Origin of the sequence: Bowdeniella nasicola (assembly GCF_001907295.1) — a bacterium.
Lineage (GTDB): Bacteria > Actinomycetota > Actinomycetes > Actinomycetales > Actinomycetaceae > Bowdeniella > Bowdeniella nasicola.
The window spans coordinates 1-580 of the sequence record NZ_MQVR01000198.1 but is presented as its reverse complement, the minus strand read 5'-3'; the positions used below and the strand labels follow the sequence as shown (position 1 = coordinate 580).

Sequence of the window (580 nt, the reverse complement as noted above, 5' to 3'; positions counted from 1 at the left end):
CGGGGGGTTAAAGTCCACTCATCATCAGGGACCTCGATGCTTATCCCCAACACCCCTGCCCGATCGGCGCGCCCACACTCAACTCTGAAGAGCCCATAAAGCCGAGCTTTTCGTAGTACGGGATCAATTCCTCGTCGCACATGAGATCGATGGCGTACATCGACTCTAGTTCCGCGACCATACGCTCGACCAGTTCCCGTCCGATTCCCTGTTCCTGGTAATCGGGATGAACTTCGAGCCAAGGAATGAAGGCGTTCAACACACCGTCGCTTATGGCATTGATATAGCCGACGACCTTACCGTCTGCTACAGCCCAGATCCGACGGTAGCTGCCATCCATCACGTCGATAAGCGTCTGAGCGTTGGGAGGGCTCGGCCACCCGACGAAGAATCCGTCGATCATGTCCGGATGAATGTCAGCGGAGTCGTAGTGGAAGGAAATCACGTAGCAATCCTCCCAGCATTCATCCGTTACATCCACCAGATATGCCGGTGGCCCCACCTTGTTGGTGGGGCCACACGGTTTTGGGGTGTGTCGGCGGTGTCCTACTCTCCCACACCCCTTCGGGTGCAGTACCAT

At 56.6% G+C, this 580-nt stretch carries 1 protein-coding gene; it reads right to left on the bottom strand.

Annotated features, from left to right (window positions below):
- Positions 1 to 40: 40 nt before the first annotated feature.
- Positions 41 to 445: a GNAT family N-acetyltransferase gene (locus BSZ39_RS13060; RefSeq protein WP_222842982.1), complete on the bottom strand. Its 405-nt coding sequence runs from the start codon at positions 443 to 445 to the stop codon at positions 41 to 43.
- Between the last annotated feature and the right edge of the window lie 135 nt (positions 446 to 580).